Here is an 18,043-nt window from a genome sequence, read left to right on the forward strand (position 1 = left end):
ATAAGTTAAATAAACTTCTAAAATAGGATACTTTTTATTATTTTGAAATACAGACTATACTGTATGTTACTGTTTATAAAATTATTTTACAAAGCTAACAACAGAAAAACTGTCGTCAAAACTGTAAAATAATGCTAACTTCTTCACAAAAGACATGTATTAAAACTAAAATTATTATGCAAAAAAATCCGGCTCCAGCACTCGTCTTGTGGATTATCTCTGCCCAAATCTTTATGGGTATCGTTGCGTACGAGTGGCTGCCAGCAAGTTATCGCGGAAGCTGGGTGTTTTTACTTATTTTGTTAATTTCAGGGGCTTTTTTAAATGTTGGTATGGCCTTAGTTCTGGGGCTCGTCACATTTGTTGGGGTTGCTGTCTATTTTTTCCTTGACCTCGCCAATCAAACCTATGTCGAACGTCAACTGCTATTATTGTTTGTGCTACCAATTACCCCGATCTTTTTAAGTGCAATACGTCATAATATTCAAAATGCCTTAAAAAGCTTTCGTGCAATCCAAAGTTATGATCGTAATTATCAACACGATATCTTACCGCTGACCGCCTTAAAACATTTCCAAGGCGAATTAAAAAAGCTATTGCAGCTCACGCATAAAGATCACTATAAAATTATTAGCACTCATATCAATAATACCGTACTAATTCGTGAAATGCTGGGCGAAGACATCTGGAAAGAAACCCAGAATAAAATTATGGCGATTCTTTCAAATGAAAGAGAGAGTGTGATTTACCATTTCATTAATGAAGAACTCAGTGAAATTAAAAGTATTGTCATTCACGAACCGAGCATTGATGAACATCACATCTATCCACACTTCATTCAAGACCTTCAGGAACTGACTGTACTCAAACTGCATATTGAGCAACATACTGAATACTTAGTACCTTCCAGTCGAGAGGTGCGCTGATGTCAGTATTACTCAATATCTGTGGTGTATTGGTTGCAACCAGCCATTTCCCAGATACAACCTTGCAGCAATTTTATCAGCAGTACTATCACTGTCAGATCGAAGCAGCAAAAACGGATCTAAGTACTCAAATTCAAACACCGCAAACGGTTGCTGAATTCTTTCCTCAGCCTGTGACATGGTGGCCTGTGTTCACATCTGATCAGTTGGACTCCGAAAGCTTTAAACAATTGGTTGAACAAGGCGTTAAACCAGGTGTGATTTTACCCAATGAATATTTTAGCGCGGTTAAATATTATAAAATTAAAAAAGCCGTCAATGAAGGTGCTATTCCTGTTGCCTTCTATCAAATGGCTCATGCAAAGTATTTTGCAGCTAAAGCAACTTTCTCAACTGCCATTGGCCTACGTCCCTTAGCGGCATTGATTGAAACGGGTTGGGATGAAAACCTGATTGCTCAACCCGCTGGTAGTTATATTATTCAATCAGACCTCCCTGATGAATTACGTATTCCAGCACGTAAAATTCAACATCATCAGCACTATTTTTATCAAGCGATTACCGATCCTGCACAAAGCTCAGGTTATCAAGTGGTAATTAATCCACCACTTGGAATGCCCGTAAATACTATTGAGTATCCAAAACTGGGGATCTCATGGGATCTGAATCGCACACAATTTAGCAGCAGTACGGATGGAGTTGAAACCAGTTTATTTGGCTATATTTTGATTGGGCTAAGTACAGTGGTTATTCCACTGGATTATATCTATTCGGCACATTATCCGAGTTTACTCAGCACATTTGGGAGTTCTATTTCCTGGATTTCTTTATTACTTGGCGGCGGATTACTCCTGATCTTGATTATTTCTATCATTCGTAGGAGAAGAATAAATGCCCGCAATTGATATTCTTTTCTTATTTGGTTTTCTTGGGATCTGGATTCCACAAGCCTTTTGGGCATGGTTGAGCTTTCAGGCATGGAAATATTCTAAAAATGCAGCAAAAGAACTGGAAAATCTGCCTATTCCTGAACGATGGCCCGTATTAAGTGTCTTGATTCCAGCCTATAACGAAGGTGTGGTCATCGAAGACACTTTACATGCGATTGCACAACAGGATTATCCTTCACATGCCTATGAAGTACTACTGATTAATGATGGTTCAAAAGACAATACGCTAGAAATTGCTGAAAGAATGGCGGCCATTTATCCTTGCATTAAAATTGTTAATGTACCGAAAGGTATGGGTGGCAAAGGTAAATCTCGTACACTCAACAACGGTTTACCGCATGCCACGGGAGAACTGATCGTCGTCTACGATGCTGACAGTACCCCTGAACCCGACTGTGTACGTCTATTAGCCCAAACCTTGCTGGCCGATAAAAAATTAGTCGCAGTGAATGGTAAAGTCCGTACCCGTAACTGGCGTGACAGTATTTTGACTCGTTTTATTGCGATCGAGTTTATTTTCTTCCAATGGATTTTCCAAGGTGGCCGTTGGCAGCGTTTTGAACTGTCGACCTTAATGGGCACCAATTACGTAATCTGGCGCGATGCTCTAGAAACGCTAGGTGGTTTTGATGAAAAATCTTTGGTCGATGATACCGAGATGAGCTTTAGAATTTTCCTCGGGCAAAGACGGATTAAATGGGTACCCTACGCGGTTGGTTGGCAACAAGACCCTCCTTCTCTAAGTGTATTTGTAAAACAACGCTCACGTTGGACTCAAGGGAATTTCTACGTTACCAGTAAATATTTACCGATCGCACTTCGAAAACCATTCCCTATCGGCATCGAAATTTTTAACAACATCATGTGCTATGTGCTATTTGTACCTGCGCTGATCTGGAGTCACATCACTTTAACGTTAGGCTTATTGGGTATTGCAGGGATTACCGTTCCTGGTCCATTTACGTTACTTTGGGGCCTATCCTTCTGTTTATATGTCGCACAAATGTGGTTCACCCTATCTTTAGAAAGAGCCAAACCTCAACTATATTTCTTCGCGGTTTTATCTTATGTCACGTATTCACAAGTGTTCTTATTTATCGTGTTTAAAGCGGCTTATGACATGCTTAAAAATAAGATTCAGGGAAACTCGTTACAGTGGTATAAAACTGAGCGTAGCAAGGAGAAAAAATAAATGAAAAATAAAACCTTACATCATCCATTTTTAAAAGCTATGCTTGCAAGTGTAGTCCTCTCCTTGCCCGTATTCACATCTGCGGATACATTAAATACATGGACCTTTGACAACATCAACACGTCCAATAAATATACCATTGAACCGCACTTCTTTTATGTGGGCAAAGGCTCTGAATGGCAGAACATCCGTTTTACTAGCGACTACTCCACAGAGCATTTCACCACTTTACTCGTCAAATTTGATGACAAGCTGATCTACAACACCACCTTAAATGGCGACGGTACATTAAGCTTCGACATTCCTGCAACTCAAAACGGTTTTCATCGTTTAGATTTTATTTTACAGCAGTATTCACCAAATACCTCGCCTGCTGCTGACCGGACTACCTTCTGTAGTGAGGATGTCGATCAGGTAACTTATTTAAGTAATTCTAAAATTGAATATACACGCCACCGCCCCGTTTATCGCTTAAAAGATTTGCCTGATGCTTTATTTAACCCACAGGTTGTCCGTCCAACGCCATTTGTTGGAGTCTTGAAATATAATCCCGCAAATGTCAATGAAGCTTCAATGCTAGGACGTTTGATCAGTGCATGGGGTTCAGTCACGCCTATCCAATGGTATGAACAAAACGCACCAACGGAGCAAACACCCAACTTTTATATTGAAATTGTAAAATCAGCCAGTCCTTTACCTAAAGGGACTTTAGTGCAAATTAGCACTGCCAATGATATTCCAACCTTACAAATTCAATATGACCAACCAGAAAAACTGACCTCTGCAATTAACGGCTTACTCAATTCAGAATATTTACAACAACTGAATACCTCAGCAACCTTTCTTCCCAATAAGCTTGCAGCACCAAACTGGGCTAAAATCAAACAAATTCACACCCTTGCCGATTTAGGTATTAGTGATTTCCGCTTGAACCAAGCTGAAAAAAATCTCTTCCTCAACTTCCCCGCAGTTTGGCAGCCAACGGATATTTTACAAGGTCAAATTGCATTGCGTGTGCAGAGTGGTTTATTGGAAGGCTCTAACATTACTACTTGGATTGATGGCGGTTTTGCGGGGAGTTTGAAAACAGCCAATTTAGATTCGGACCCAGTAAATCGACAATTTAACTATTTTGCCAAAACTATTTCGAACAATACGACCTTTAACTTAAAGCTTGAAAATTCGGTGATTGTAAATTCACAATGTTTACCAACCGCAAAAGGTTCTCTCTGGATTGATACACAAAAATCGACGGTAAAACTCCCGCATAAACTCAAAAATGGGGTTGCATCCTTATCAATGACTTTTGCAACCCATCCAACCATTGCGATTGATAGCAATGCGGGAAGCTTGGAAATCGCGATGATCGTCAGCCAAGTGGCTAAAAAAATGCTGATGACCAATGATCCAATCCCACTCAATCTAGTCAAACTTGATCCAGCAAAACCCGAACTTCTCAATGTACAGGTCAACCCCAATATCTATCGCCAACAGGTATTAATGCACCAAAGCACACTTTACCCACCTGCGACTGTGAATGGCTTCTTGGTCAGTTTCCATGATCAACGCTTTGATATTATTACTGACTCGATGCAAGGCGCTCAAAACTTCACCAAGCTTTGGGAAAAGGTTCAACAAAATATCCCCAATAATGCCAGCAAGATATTGGTGACTGAAAGTGGTCAGGTCTTCATTTTACAAAAGATTATGGTCGGTAACCAGAAAGCCCCTCTTGTTAAGCAATCATCATTCTTTATCTTGGTCGTTATAATCTCTGCTATCATGGTTCTTGCAATTTTGCTCTGGTACTGGCGAAAAAGACCAAATGCTAAAAATAAGGCTGACTAAATCCACAACGTTAATCACGCTTGCTTTATCAGCCCTGTTATTTTTAGGAGGTTGTATTCATCATCTCAAAACAGATGTACAACCTCCACAAATTGAAGGTATGTTCTGGCAACCTGACTTGGCTACAACGCCACCGTCAGGCAATTGGGACTTACTGGGTGTTTCTACTTTCGTGCCACAATGGTCGGTGGTGCAATCTAAATCATGGTTTGATCATGACATGGGTTTAGAAAAATGGGATAAAAACATTAATCTGAAACAGCTCCAGCAAAAAGCATGGGCTCAGCATATTTTACTTGGATTAGCAGGAGAATATGATGAGAAGCTAGCTCGCTCCAATGTATTACAACTTGCTGAAAATTCTAAGAAAATAATAGAGAATACCAAGTTCATTCCTCTTAAAGGTTATTACTTTCCTGTAGAAGCAGACCCAACTTGGATTTGTGTAGATGATCTTGCCAAAGCCATTCGAACTTTGCCCAAACCACTTTGGATCAGTATCTATAGTGGCGAACAAGCACCTGAACATTTAGATTCCTGGTTAAAAAGCTGGTTGCCAAGCCACACAGGTGTATTCTTCCAAGATGGTGTTGGCGTTGGAACGCGTTCACCTCAACAAGCCCGAGTCGTGCTAGAAGACCTTCAAAAAGAATTTGGTAAGGACAATATTGTGATTGTATTAGAATCTTTTCGTCCCGTGAAAGGCGGAAAGTTTCGCTCCGCCTACCCATGGGAAATCATGCAACAACTGAAAGCCTACGAAGGACAAAAAGTGTATATTTTTGACGGTCCACATTATATGAACCGTATGACAGTTTATGCAGTTGCATTGTGGTATAGGCTAAAGTATCGAGCTCATAGCACAGAGATCACTCCTTAAAAACTCTTATAAAAAACCAGTTCAGTACGTGTGTTGTTATAGTTTTCAGTGCCATCAGCTAAAGCATCTTTAAAGTAATGTCCATACAGTCGTTCAATTCTTAATTTTACTGGAACATAGTTAAACGGCTGCCAAGCAACGCCTGCACCATATTCAAATAAATTATTGTAATTTTCGCCTTTAGAATCTGCCAAAGTATGCAGTTTGCCATAGGCTTGTACGGTACCTACTTCACCGCGATATACATTGAAGCCTGAACGCAAGCGTAAATCAGCAATTACATTATAGTCCTCGCGAGAGTAACTCGCGACATTGCCATACAGATCCGTAAAATAATCATTCCAAATCGTACGCTGCTCAATCGCTGGGTTTGCATACCACTCTTGATAGCCAGTGACCCCACCCACTACACTTTCCCGGAATTTATCCCGATTACGGTCAATCAGATCATAGCTGCCACCCACTTCTAAATAAGCACGGATCGGAATTGATTGCCAAGGTTGGTAATTCGCTCCTACGCCAATCGTCACTGCATTCTCATCAATAATTTCTGGACGTACGCCGCCTTTAGATTTTGTGTCACGGTTTAGATTCACAAAGCCATAGACTTGCGCCCGTCCATTATCAAGATTCTTCCCATAACGCATTTTTAAGGGAAAAATGAAATCGTCATAACGTGACTCATAAGACGGGGCAAAATACACATCTTTAAACGTCGAGGGAACAGATGCCCCGCTCAGGTTTTGCACTGCTTGCTGCGCTTTTGTAGCAATTTCAGCGTCGGATGAGGTCGATAAATTCTTAAAAATCACTAAGGCTTCTTTGTTCCTTTTTTGCTGATTCAACAAATACGCTTCTTGTAATTTCAGTTGATCATCTTCGGGTGCAAGCTGTTCAGCCTTACGCACACTTTGAATAGCATCATTTTGTTTATTTAAGCGAATCTGCAAATAAGTCAGACTTTTCCAAACCTTGATATCTTGTGGCGTGAGTTGTCCTAATTCAAGCAAGATTTTCTCAGCTTCTACTGGCTGGCTTTGTTCAATTTTATAAAACTTGTCCCAACGATCATAAATTGGGTTACCTGGTTTATATGCTGCATCCCCTTCTTTGACAAAATCAGAATCAGCACTGAATGCATATTGAACTGGTAAGATAAGACCTAAAATTAATAGTGTATGACTCAGCAGCTTATTTTTGGAATTGTTCATCGCAGATCTCAACTAAAAATACTCAGAATATAGACAATAAAAAGTCAATGTAATCTAAAGTTAAAGTGTTAAATTATTCACATATTATAACCAAATCATGGTTATGCTATCGTTAAAATAAGTTATTTTATAATAGATTAAGTTTATGAATCATCAATAGAATTTTACAAATATTCGCTACATTCACTTTTATAAATAATGAAATTCACTCAATCTAAAAGAGCAAGATTATGTCCTATTCCCAACATGCAGAACCGCATGTGATACAACGTTCTGGCTGGCTGAGAGCCGCTGTTTTAGGTGCCAATGATGGCATTATTTCCGTCACCAGTTTAATTATGGGTATGGCTGCGAGCGGCGCAAGTTCTCATACCTTATTGATTACCTGTATCGCAGGACTCATTTCTGGTGCTACCTCAATGGCAGCTGGCGAATACATTTCGGTCAAATCTCAAGAAGACATTGAAAAATCTGATCTGCGATTTGAGGCTAGAGAACTAGAAAAAAACCCACATGCTGAATTAAAAGAACTGACTCAGATTTATATTTCACGGGGTTTGAATCCTGAGCTTGCCCACGAGGTTGCCAAGCAACTGACTGAACACGATGCTCTCGGTGCACATGCACGAGATGAAATTGGGATTCATGAAAATACTGCTGCCAACCCAGTTCAAGCGGCTTTGTCCTCAGCAGCGTCTTTCTCTTGTGGTGCGGCCCTCCCCATGCTCGCGATTTTACTCAGTCCAAGCACGTGGGTCGCACGCTCAGTCCTGATCACAGGTGTTATTTCATTGGCCTTATTAGGTGCTTTATCCAGTTACTTCGCCCGTACCTCTATGTTAAAAGGCAGTATACGTATTACGTTATGGGGCGTATTGGCAATGGCATTTTCTAGTTGGGTCGGCTCTCTGTTTAATGTCACACCTATATAGAAAGCTAAGTTTTTAATATAAAAATAACGTCTATATTCAACAAGTAAATAGCGATTATTATTTGCAAGCCTTTTTGTTTTTACGTTAAGGTGGTTAAAAATGGAATGAGTAAAGCATCATGTCAATTTTACAATTATTAGAAATAAAACATCCGATTTTACTTGCACCGATGGCAGGCGTTTCGACACCAGAACTTGCTGCAGAAGTTTCTAATCAAGGTGCATTAGGTTCCTTAGGTCTTGGTGCAAATACGCCGGAAGCAGCTAAAGCCCAGATTTTAAAAACTCAAGCGTTAACAGATCAGCCCTTTCAGGTGAATTTCTTTTGTCATCAATCAGAACCTTTGAATCCTGAAACTGCACAACATTGGATTGATTATCTTCGTCCTCAATTTGAGAAGTTTAAAGCAGAACCACCCACACACCTGAATTGTATTTATCCCAGCTTTTTAGACAATGATGACTATCTACATGTAGTACTTGAAACTAGCCCCAAAGCGGTGAGTTTTCATTTTGGGATTCCACACCCCCATCAAATTCAAGCACTAAAAGATGCCGGGATTATCACGATGGTCTCTGCAACCAATTTGCTTGAAGCCCAAGCGATTGAGGCTGCTGGCATTGATATCATTATCGCACAAGGAATTGAGGCAGGAGGTCATCGTGGTATTTTCAATCAACAGTTTGATGCAGCCATTAAGACGTCTGATTTAGTATCCTTGATCACTCAACATTGTACGATCCCCGTGATTGCCGCAGGTGGGATTATGAATGGCGAACAGGCTAGAACCATGCTGAAACTAGGAGCTGCTGCGGTGCAATTAGGTACAGCATTTGTACAATGTAAAAGTTCAAGCGCAAATGCAGCCTACCGTAAAGCTCTATTTAGCCAGAACATTACTCAAATCAGTGCCAGTCTGTCTGGCCGACCTGCACGGGGCTTGCTCGGTACTTGGCATACACAGATTGATTCACCCAATCGCCCCACAGTCCCTGCTTATCCATATACCTATGATTTAGCTAAACAGTTAATGAGTGTTGCTGGCCAACAGCATGATTTTAGTTATGGTGCCTTTTGGGCGGGCAGCAATGTTGCACAAATCAGAGAATTGGAAGCAGCTGATCTGATCAATCAACTGGTCTTAGAAATGAAAACCAACTAAGCCTGTAAATAGAGAAAACCCACTCAAAATGAATGGGTTTTCCTTTAAGACTGCTTAAATTATTTTACCAACCAAAGCCAACACCGACACCTCCAGAGCTCTCTTCTTTGGTGAATGCACCGCCGATAGTAAGTGAGGTGTTTTCGTTAATTATGCGTTGATAACCAATCGAAACGGCCTGTTCCTGTCCCTGAAAACCAGCCCCAACACCCACTCGATTTAGCCCTTTCACACTGGAAGCACTGCTTGCCATATTCATCATTGCAGCAGTCATAGCACCTTGACGATTGAAACGTTCATCCACTTTTTGGAAACGTTGTTCCGTCTCGACTCTATAATCTTGGAATGCACTATTTAGGGCATTGACCCGTTCATTGGTATAGCTATTGGCTGATTTTTCTGATGCCTTTAATTGTTGGTAATTTACAGCATCTGTGTCTTCTGTTGCATTTGCAACATGAATTACCTGACGTTCTTTATCTTTAGCTCCCACTGAAACCGTATTGTCACGATTTGACTCCGAATCATTACCTAATACAACGGCATTTTTTGCCTCAGTATTCACATTATTACCTAACACAAAGGTTTTATCGCCTTTAATGGTATTGTCATTACCAACGGCATAACTCCCATTCCCAGATACAGTATTAGGGTCACCAAAAGCCCCAGAACCATTGCCTGAAACTTGATTGCCAACACCTACAGCAGTTGAACGATTACCTGTTACGACAGTATTGGCTCCTATTGCAACCGAGTTGTCGCCTGTCGCCGAAGCAGCTTGAGCATCCTTCATGCCATTCACTTGAATATACTGATTACTGGCTGTTAATTGAGTTTGTACATCTGCAATTTTACTATCGGTATATCCATTTGCTGTCTGAACCGCGGCTGTTGTTTGCTGGTCGGTATAGTCTTTCGCTCCATGCAAAGATGCAGCTGCTTTTTGATCTGTATAGCTTTTTGCATCATTCAGTACAGATGTAGTTTGCTGATCTGTATAGGCTTTACCATCAGCTGCTTTTTGGTCAGCATAGGTTTTGGCACTATTTAGAGCCGATACTGTTTGCTGATCTGTATAAGCTTTACCATCAGCCACTTTTTGATCAGCATAGATTTTTGCATCATTTAAGGTTGTAGTGGTCTGCTGATCGGTATAATTTTTTGCATTATTCAATGCTGTGGTAGTTTGTTGGTCTGTATAATTTTTTGCATCATTTAAGTTAGATACAGCTTGTTGCTCTGTATGTGTTTTTAAATCTGATACCGAGGTTTTAATTGTACCTAACTGTTGATCAACGGCGACAAAGGCATCACTCACGGTATTTTTCACTTGCCCTTGAATGCTAAAAGTTGGCGCTGTGAATACACCATTACTCCATAATGCACTGCCTCCCAATGTCTGGATAAATGCAGTATTGGTTGTGTCAATACGCGTATTTAAACTTGTCACTTCATTGCCAATTCGCGTATTTAAAGTGCTAACCTCATTTGTTATACGACCATCTACTGTATGTAGTTGTCTACCTGTCACAGCATCCGTTGATGTAGCTGATAAAGTTGCATCTTTCAGATTGGTAATTTTCGTCCCAAATGTGCCTTGCAAAGTAACTGTATCTTTAGCGGCACTGTCATAAATCACTGCGCTTGCAGAAACATTACCTAAGCCATTTTGTAAGGCTGCGATATCATTGGTATTGGTTGTGACTCGACCATCAATACTAGCAACTGTCGTATCTACACCATCAATACGGGTATTTATCGTATTGGTATTGGTAATTATTTTGCCATCTAAACCCGAAACCTCATAACCAATCCGAGTGTTTAATGTATCAACTTCATTTGTTATACGACCATCTACTGTATGTAATTGCTTACCTGTAACAGCATCCGTTGATGTAGCTGATAAAGTTGCATCTTTCAGATTGGTAATTTTCGTCCCAGATGTGCCTTGCAAAGTAACCGTATCTTTAGCGGTACTGTCATAAATCACTGCACTTGCAGAAACATTGCCTAAACCATTTTGTAATGCTGCGATATCATTGGTATTGATTGTGACTCGACCATCTAGAGCACTAATGGCTGAGGCATTTTGACCAATGGCTGTTGTATTGGCTGTGATTTTACCATCTAAAGTCACAACTTCCGTACCAATGCGGGTATCTACTCCATCAATACGTGTGTTGATGGTATTCGCACTGGTTGTAATCTTTCCATCCAGAATCACAGCTTGTTGGTCTATATAACCTTTCGACGTGGTTAAGCTCATCGTCGCTTGTTGATCAGCATAAGATTTAGCATCGGTTAATGTATTAGATAAACCTGTGGTGAATGCTGTATTTAGATTCCCGACTTCTGTTGTCACACGCCCATCTAAAGTGCTGATAGCTGTAGTATTGGCTGTGATTTTACCATCTAAAGTCGTAACTTCCGTACCAATGCGGGTATCTACTCCATCAATACGTGTGTTGATGGTATTCGCACTGGTTGTAATCTTTCCATCTAGAATCACAGCTTGTTGGTCTGTATAGCCTTTCGATGTGGTTAAGCTCGTCGTCGCTTGCTGATCAGCATAAGATTTAGCATCGGTTAATGTATTGGACAAACCTGCGGTTAATGCTGTATTTAGATTCCCGACTTCCGTTGTAACTCTTCCATCCAATGCTGTAATGCTATTATTAGTTGCATGCAACTGTTTACCCGTCACAGCATCTTTAGAGTTTGCATCTAAAGTTGCATCTTTCAGATTGGTAATTTTCGTCCCAGATGTGCCTTGCAAAGTAATCGCATCTTTAGCCGCACTGTCATAAATCACTGCACTTGCAGAAACATGACCTAAACCACTTTGTAAGGCAACGATATCATTGGTATTGACTGTTACTCGCCCATCAATACCAGCTATCGTTGTATCAACACCATCAATCCGCGTATTGAGTGTCCCAACTTCATTGGTCACTCGGGTATTTAAGGTACCGACTTCGGTTGTGACACGACTATCAAGTATTGCAATATCATTAGTATTGGTGCTAACACGTCCGTCAATCCCTGCAATTGTGGTATCTACTCCATCAATACGGGTATTTAAAGTTCCCACTTCATTGGTCACTCGGGTATTTAATGTACCGACTTCTGTTGTGACACGACCATCAAGTGTCGCAATATCATTAGTATTGGTGCTAACTCGTCCATCAATCCCTGCAATTGTAGTATCTACTCCATCAATACGGGTATTCAGTGTTCCAACTTCATTGCCAATACGCGTATTTAATGTACCGACTTCGGTTGTGACACGACCATCAAGTGTCGCGATATCATTGCTATTGGTACTAACGCGTCCATCAATCCCTGCAATTGTAGTATCTACCCCATCAATACGGGTATTCAGTGTTCCAACTTCATTGCCAATTCGGGTATTTAATGTACCGACTTCCGTTGTGACACGACCATCAAGTGCCGCAATATCATTGGTATTGGTGCTAACACGTCCATCAATCCCTGCAATTGTGGTATCGACTCCATCAATACGGGTATTCAGTGTTCCAACTTCATTACCAATTCGGGTATTTAAAGTGCCAACCTCTGTCGTTAATCGACTATCAACACCTGAAATTGTGGTATCTACACCATCAATTCGAGTATTTAAAGTCCCAACTTCCGTTGTGACACGACCATCAAGTGTCGCGATATCATTGGTATTGGTACTAACTCGTCCATTAATCCCTGCAATTGTGGTATCGACTCCATCAATACGGGTATTCAGTGTTCCAACTTCATTACCAATTCGGGTATTTAAAGTGCCGACTTCCGTTGTGACACGACCATCAAGTGCCGAAATATCATTGGTATTCGCGCTAACTCGTCCATCAATCCCTGCAATCGTGGTATCAACGCCATCAATTCGGGTATTCAGTGTTCCCACTTCATTACCAATTCGGGTATTTAAGGTGCCGACCTCTGTGGTCAATCGACTATCAACACCTGAAATTGTGGTATCTACACCATCAATTCGAGTATTTAATGTACTGACTTCGGTTGTAACACGACCATCAAGTGTCGCAATATCATTGGTATTGACTGTTACTCGTCCATCAATCCCTGCAATTGTGGTATCCACGCCATCAATACGGGTATTTAAAGTTCCGACTTCGGTTGTGACACGATCGTCTAGGTTTGTCACATTATTATTTGTCGCATGTAGCTGTTTTCCAGTCACTGCATCAGTTGAATTACTATCTAAAGTCGCATCCTTTAGGTTCGTAATTTGGGTGCCTGTTGCGCCAGCAAGCGTAATTTTTTCTTTGTTGCTGCCCGCATCATAAAAAACAGCATCTGCAACAGTGGCTGTAAGAAGTTTCTTATTGACCGCATCATAATCATTTTGCGCATCTGCTACATTGGTGATACGTTTTTCTGCCCCAGCTTTACCTACAGAGATGGTATTGGCTTCATCAGCAATTGAGCCAGCGCCTAGAGCAACACTATTATCTGCATAAGCTTTACTTTCAGCACCAATTGCTGCCGCTTTATCTCCAAATGCAGTAGATCGAGATCCCGCTGCCAATGCTTGTTCACCAACTGCGATTGCACCACCTTTTTCAACCGCCTGCATCAAGGCATTCATTTCCTCTATCGTGAATGCTCTACCACCTAAAGTCACTGGATGTGTAGGATTACTAGAGTCAAGGGCAAAATCTAAACCATCAATTTTACCTGTCATCGTGGATGAATCCATCTCAATCACTCGACCACTCAAAACAGTTAAAGCTTGAGTCGGATCAAAACTTGATTGATCTTCCAACGCTCCACCCATCACCGAGCTACCATTACCTAAAGCTGCTCCGCCTACACCTGCCGCGCTACTACTTTTGCCAGTCACGCTATTGTAACTACCAACGGCACTACTTGATTGACCTTTTACCAAGTTATTCGAACCTAAGGCACTGCTCTTAAATCCTAAAGCTTGGTTTGTATTACCGACTGCATTACTCCCTATTCCACTTGCTAGGTTATCCGTACCTAAGGCAGCACTCTCCATGGCTTGTGCTTTATTTTCATGACCTAAAGCACTGCTATCCAGACCAGATGCTTCATTTTTATAGCCCAGAGCACTACTGCGTCCCCCCATTGTCGAGTTCTGCAAACCAATAGCTGAACTGTCTACACCTTGCGCGATATTAAAATATCCGACAGCATTACTATTGATACCCAATGCCTTATTACTTGTACCCACTGCAGTGCTATTTTGATGTGCAGCCTGATTATCAAAGCCTAAGGCATTTGAAAAAATACCCGTTGACTCATTGTCATATCCAATACTGGTACTGTTTACGCCTGATGCCTTATTTGCCTGGCCGATTGCCGTACTGGCAATTCCTGTTGCTGTGTTGTTATGCCCCACCGCTGTAGCAATATCTCCAGCAATGTTTCTGACACCTACAGCGGTACTGTGTGTTCCTGCCGCAATATTCTGATTACCAACAGCAGTACTGTTTGTACCAAAGGCAATAGATCCGCCCTGATCAATCGAATTAAGGAAGTTTTGTACTTCTTGCTGACTCACCGCTAAGCCATTGATATGCGTAATTGATGCGGTTGAAAAATCCGATGCAGTGACTGGAATACCATTAATCGCTGTAAGCTTAGTTCCATCATTACTATAGAACGCATAGGTGAAACCTGTTGCGGCACCAATTGCAGTTGATCCTGTTTGTTGGCTTAAGTTATTGCTACCAACAGCAACACTACGTACACCATTTGCAGTATTTTGATATCCAAGCGCATTACTGCCAAAACCCGTTGCAGTATTTTGACGACCCAATGCATTACTGCTTGATGCTGATGCAACATTATAAGAACCGAAAGCATTACTATCCACGCCCGAGGAAGTATTGGCATGCCCAACGGCACTACTATAACCACCAGAGGCAATATTGGTCCGACCTAATGCATTACTGGTAGAACCAATCGCCTTATTATTTGAACCGATAGCATTACTGTTCACATCCAAAGTAATATTTTCATTACCGATTGCATTACTTGCCGTACCAATTGCAGCATTACTACCATAACGCAGCGCATTTACATAAGCTGATTTCTGTTCTTCACTCAATACCATCCCATTCACAGAAGTCAGTTTTGTTGGGTTATCTCGTAAATCAGCCCAACTTGTTGCTGTACTGACCACAGTTATGCCATCAATAGCATCCACAGTTCCTGCTGTTACAACAACACCAGGAGGAGTTCGGCCTGCTGGACTCGTTGCGCTGCCAATTGCTGTTGAGGATTGCCCCACACTGGTATTCAAATAACCAAGCGCACTACTGTTTGCTCCCCTCGCCGTATTACCATAACCAACAGCGGTCGAGTTAGTACCTAAAGTAATACCACCAACACCAAAGACACTGCTATTCTCTGCTAATGCTAAATTTCCTCCCCATTGCAATCGCTCTAAAAAGGCTTGTCGTTGCGTATCATTAACAACAGTACCATTCACATGCGTAATCGTTGCTGTTGTATTACCTGTCGCCGTCACAGGAATTCCATTGATTCCTGTAATTATGCCAAGCCCATTTGTTGTTATCTGTGTAGGTCGTAATGAAGAAATATTCGAACCAACGGCAACACTTGATTTATTCTGACTATAATTATTGACCCCAATCGAAGTTCCATAATCATTGACCGCAACGTTATCATGACCTATTGCACTACCGCCATGCATCAATGCGGTATTGTTATAACCAATTGCGACACTCGCATTCCCTCTCGCTTCGTTTGAATAACCTATCGCTGTACTCGAAGCACTCGTGACGATATTGGTAACACCAACTGCACTACTATTTGTACCGACAGCAATATTAGCGCCGTTTTTCGCTGCCTGAATAAAAGCAGCCACCTTATCTGGGGTAGCAGCTTTGGTCGTGGTAATACCGTTTATAGTAAATGAATCGATATCATCAAGACTGGTACTGGTTGAAGTGACTGAAATTCCTGCAACTTTGGTTAAAGTCGTACCATTATTCTCCGTTGCGTGAGCAATACCCGATGTCGAACCTAATGCTGTATCACTGCTGTTATGGGCATAGTTATCCGATACTGCAATAGCCGAAAACAGGCTTTGCACCTGCCCTAGATTAACGGCATCCGTTCCTTGCGTACCTGCTGCAACATTCGTAATTTGTCGCTGTAATACGGTATTCCCGACTGAAAAACTATTCTCTCGATCTGCAATAGAATTTGCCCCTAGCGCAATACTATTTTTACCTAGCGCTTGAGCCTGATTACCCAGAGCAACGTTATTAACCCTTCTCGCTAAAGCACCAGAACCGATTGCTACTCCATTTGCTGAGGCAGCAGCACCACCAATTGCCACTGCGTGATCCAAAGCCAGAGTTTGATTATTACAGTCTGCTCCAATCGCTACAGCACCATCAACACTAGGACCAAAAAAACTATCACTAATGGCAGAAGCAGTTTGAGTTATATATGTAATATCATTACCTCCGCTCATTTCTATTGTTTTGTTACTCAGGAAACTAGGGCAGGTTATGCCTTGAACAATATTTCCAGCCCAAACATTACTTCCTGTCACCATAGCAATGCTTAAAACTAGCGTTTGCAGACCAAATCCCCGAGATGTAATAGAACGAGTGGTGACAGCCTCCGAAATGCTTACCGCCCCAACGGTATTATCTGCCTTACCAGCACTTCTGGCATTTTCAGATACAACAACCATGCACCCCAGTGATTTATTCCAAATTTTTTTAAAAATGTGATTCATATCCGTACCTATATTTTTTAATCAATCGGTACAATTACAAAACATTACACTAAAGCCTGTATATCACTGAAAACTGGTATTTCGATGAAATCATCACAGTTTTAAAATAAGTAAGCTATTAATTTAAATCATCTTAATAATATTTTTATAATTCTAAAATCCAAAAAATGCCCACATCTGTGAGCATTTTAAAAACTATCAAATTAAGCTAGCTCAACAAGCTCTACAAAGTTTTCTTCTTTTTCTATTAATTTCTCAACATTCCCCAAATTAACTAGATCAGTAATATCCGAAATAATAATTTTAAAATCGAATTGCTGAGAATTATCCATCATTCCTTTATCTTCAATACCACGTACGGTAAACCTTTCACTATCATTTCCAGCTAATTTTTTTGCATTAATTTGTTGAAAGGCATGTCCAATAGAAGAGATCCAATGATAATGGTTATCCACCCGACTTTCGAACCAAGTCCCTGTTGTACCCTTAAAAGCAATTAAAGCAGTGAATGGTATTAATAATCGCTGTTTAGTACAAACCAAAGAAGCTCTGTAGATCTTTCCTGCCGGTACAATGCATTTAATTGTTTGCTTGATGGTTTGAGAGCTGGATTCCGTTGTAGACTCTGTTTTTGAAGTCGCATACTGGTATTCAAAATTCACTTTTATCGTCTCTTCTACATCTACAAAAACAATTCCAGCTTTTGCTTTTACTTCATACCCAAGACCAAACTTGATTGTATGGCTCTTTGTTGTCGTATGGGTTTTTGCCAAAGTACAAGTATCCGATAACTCGGTTGAAAACTCAGTGCCAATGTTACTTTTAGAATTGTCAAAATCGCTATGGATAATCGTAACCTGATTTTTTTCAAGTTTTGCCTGATCTTGATGAAAAATGATTTCAACATCATCCGCATCACTCACATCCCCATATAACCCACCATCATTTTGTGTCCCCTTTTCATACCACTTACCATTGGCTGGATCTTTATTGGTATTTAATTCTTTTTTCCAAAAATCTGTTAATAACGAACGTAAATATAATTTATCTAGATGTTTAACTGACATGGTTTTTCTCCATTTATTCAAATAAGTTTTATTGAAACCATATAAGATCACATTAGACTAAATTCAAATATCACTGAAAACTGGTATTTTAAAAACAACTC

General features: G+C 40.7%; 10 protein-coding genes. 7 read left to right on the forward strand and 3 right to left on the reverse strand.

Annotated features, from left to right (window positions below; genetic code table 11):
- Positions 1–176: 176 nt before the first annotated feature.
- Genes A7P54_RS08015 through A7P54_RS08035 form a run of 5 tightly spaced genes read left to right on the forward strand, consistent with a single transcriptional unit; the run spans position 177 to position 5,796 of the window.
- Positions 177–926: a hypothetical protein gene (locus A7P54_RS08015; protein WP_216077060.1), complete on the forward strand. Its 750-nt coding sequence runs from the start codon at positions 177–179 to the stop codon at positions 924–926.
- Positions 926–1,831 (forward strand): hypothetical protein, encoded by a 906-nt coding sequence (locus A7P54_RS08020; RefSeq protein WP_171549256.1) that lies wholly within the window; start codon positions 926–928, stop codon positions 1,829–1,831. The genes A7P54_RS08015 and A7P54_RS08020 overlap by 1 nt, the downstream gene beginning before the upstream one ends.
- Complete coding sequence (locus A7P54_RS08025) at positions 1,818–3,068, forward strand: glycosyltransferase (protein ID WP_171549257.1); 1,251 nt, start codon at positions 1,818–1,820, stop codon at positions 3,066–3,068. The genes A7P54_RS08020 and A7P54_RS08025 overlap by 14 nt, the downstream gene beginning before the upstream one ends.
- Positions 3,069–4,916 carry a hypothetical protein gene (locus tag A7P54_RS08030; protein ID WP_171549258.1) on the forward strand — a complete coding sequence of 616 codons (1,848 nt, stop codon included), beginning with the start codon at positions 3,069–3,071 and terminating at the stop codon, positions 4,914–4,916.
- Complete coding sequence (locus A7P54_RS08035; RefSeq protein WP_171549259.1) at positions 4,894–5,796, forward strand: hypothetical protein; 903 nt, start codon at positions 4,894–4,896, stop codon at positions 5,794–5,796. The genes A7P54_RS08030 and A7P54_RS08035 overlap by 23 nt, the downstream gene beginning before the upstream one ends.
- Here the strand turns inward: A7P54_RS08035 and A7P54_RS08040 are convergent.
- Positions 5,793–7,007 (reverse strand): hypothetical protein, encoded by a 1,215-nt coding sequence (locus tag A7P54_RS08040; protein WP_216077061.1) that lies wholly within the window; start codon positions 7,005–7,007, stop codon positions 5,793–5,795. The genes A7P54_RS08035 and A7P54_RS08040 overlap by 4 nt on opposite strands.
- A 230-nt stretch (positions 7,008–7,237) precedes the next feature.
- Here A7P54_RS08040 and A7P54_RS08045 point away from each other — a divergent pair, with 230 nt between their 5' ends.
- On the forward strand, positions 7,238–7,939 hold the full coding sequence (locus tag A7P54_RS08045) for a VIT family protein (protein ID WP_171549260.1): 702 nt from the start codon (positions 7,238–7,240) through the stop codon (positions 7,937–7,939).
- Positions 7,940–8,057: 118 nt separating this feature from the next.
- Positions 8,058–9,101, forward strand: coding sequence for a nitronate monooxygenase (locus A7P54_RS08050; RefSeq protein WP_171549261.1), 1,044 nt, complete (start codon positions 8,058–8,060; stop codon positions 9,099–9,101).
- Between the two features lie 64 nt (positions 9,102–9,165).
- Here the strand turns inward: A7P54_RS08050 and A7P54_RS08055 are convergent, their stop codons facing one another.
- Both A7P54_RS08055 and A7P54_RS08060 read right to left on the reverse strand, forming a co-directional pair.
- Positions 9,166–16,875 carry an ESPR-type extended signal peptide-containing protein gene (locus tag A7P54_RS08055; RefSeq protein ID WP_171549262.1) on the reverse strand — a complete coding sequence of 2,570 codons (7,710 nt, stop codon included), beginning with the start codon at positions 16,873–16,875 and terminating at the stop codon, positions 9,166–9,168.
- 203 nt (positions 16,876–17,078) lie between these two features.
- Complete coding sequence (locus A7P54_RS08060; RefSeq protein ID WP_171549263.1) at positions 17,079–17,942, reverse strand: ETX/MTX2 family pore-forming toxin; 864 nt, start codon at positions 17,940–17,942, stop codon at positions 17,079–17,081.
- Positions 17,943–18,043 lie beyond the last annotated feature (101 nt).

Source organism: Acinetobacter sp. Ac_3412, from assembly GCF_013072675.1.
Taxonomy (GTDB): Bacteria; Pseudomonadota; Gammaproteobacteria; order Pseudomonadales; family Moraxellaceae; genus Acinetobacter; species Acinetobacter higginsii.